1 pseudogene is annotated in these 1,480 nt (G+C 75.9%); it reads left to right on the top strand.

The features are described 5' to 3' along the window. Nucleotides 1-129: 129 nt before the first annotated feature. Nucleotides 130-1,480 (top strand): annotated as a pseudogene (locus FH969_RS14895) (multicopper oxidase domain-containing protein); the annotation flags it as partial.

Here is a 1,480-nt window from a genome sequence, read left to right as displayed (position 1 = left end):
GGTGGTGGCGTTCGTGCTGCTCGCCCTCGCCTGCGTGATCGGGGTGCCCGGTCTCGTCCGCCCGGCCCCCGCGCCGGGCCCCACGGGCGGCGACGTCGCCGCGGCCCCCACCGCCCTCGGAGCGAGCGCATGAACCGCCGGTCGCTCTACGTCCCCGCGAACGCCCTGGTCCTGGCCTGGTTCGTCGCGGCCGCGGCCGTCGCGATCGCCCACCGGTTCGTCCCGGTCGCGGGCTGGCTCATGGTGCACCTGCTGCTGCTCGGCGGGGTGTCCACCGCCATCCTGCTGTGGAGCCAGCACTTCGCCGAGACCCTCACGCGCCGGCCGGCGCCCGGTGGGCCGCGCCTGCTCTGGACGCGGCTGCTGGGCTGGTCCGCGGGCGCCGCGATCGTCACGGCCGGCATGGTCACGTCCGCCACGCCGCTCGTCGTGGCAGGGTCGGTCGTGCTGACCGGCGTGGCCGTCACCCACGTCGTGGTGCTCGCCCGGCAGCGGAAGGGCTCGGGCCGGATGCTCGGCAACCGGCTCGGGCACCTCGTGCGCTACTACCTCCTCGCGACGGCGTTCCTCCCGGTCGGCGTGGCGTTCGGGGTGCTGCTCGCGCGGGTCGACACCACGCCGGAGGTCGCCGGCCGCCTCTACGTCGCCCACGTCGCAGCGACCCTGCTCGGCTGGGTGGGTCTCACCGTGGCCGGGACGATCGTGCTGCTGTGGCCGACCGTCCTGCGCACCCGCCTGACTCCGGCTGCCGAGGCGGCCGGCAAGCACGCGCTCGCGGTGCTCGGCGCCGGCATCGCCGTCGTGCTCGCCGGACCGGCCACGGGCTGGCGGCCGCTCGTCCTCGCCGGCAGCGTCGTCGTCGCCGCCGGGCTGGCCCGGATCGGGTGGCACGTGATCGAGCAGGGCCGCGCCGCGGCCCGCACCCACGGCACCGGATCGTTCGCGGCGTGGTCGCTCGCGGCGTCGTGCGCGTGGTTCCTCCTCGCCGTCCTGGCGTTCGGCGTCGCCGTGCTCGGCGCACCCGGCTGGGCCGCCGTGCCCGACCGGCTCACCTGGCTCGTGGCGCCATTCGCGGTCGGGTTCGTGGCCCAGGTGATGCTCGGCTCGATGAGCTACCTCGTACCGGTGGTGCTCGGCGGCGGTCCGGGCGTCGTGCGGTGGAGCAACGCCGCGATGGACCGCGGCGGGATGACGCGGTTCACCGTGCTCAACCTCGCGCTGGTGGTGTTCCTCCTGCCGGCGCCGAGCTGGGTGCTCGTGGCGTCCTCGATGGTCGGGCTGCTGCCACTGCTCGCGTTCCTCGTCGTGGCCGTGCGGACCATCGCGGTGCAGCGCTCGGAGCGCACGCGGCGCACCCTCGAGCCGCTCGCGCCCGGGGTGGCGACAACGGCGCACTGGCGTCCCGTACCGATGGTCGGTGGCGCGGCGGCGGGCGTGGCGATCGTGACGCTGGCGATGGTCGCGGGTATCGCCGTCGACC

This window comes from Miniimonas arenae (genome assembly GCF_006351005.1).
Classification (GTDB): Bacteria; Actinomycetota; Actinomycetes; order Actinomycetales; family Beutenbergiaceae; genus Miniimonas; species Miniimonas arenae.
The sequence above is the reverse complement of the archived record's forward strand: the minus strand, read 5'-3'. Positions and strand labels throughout refer to the sequence as shown.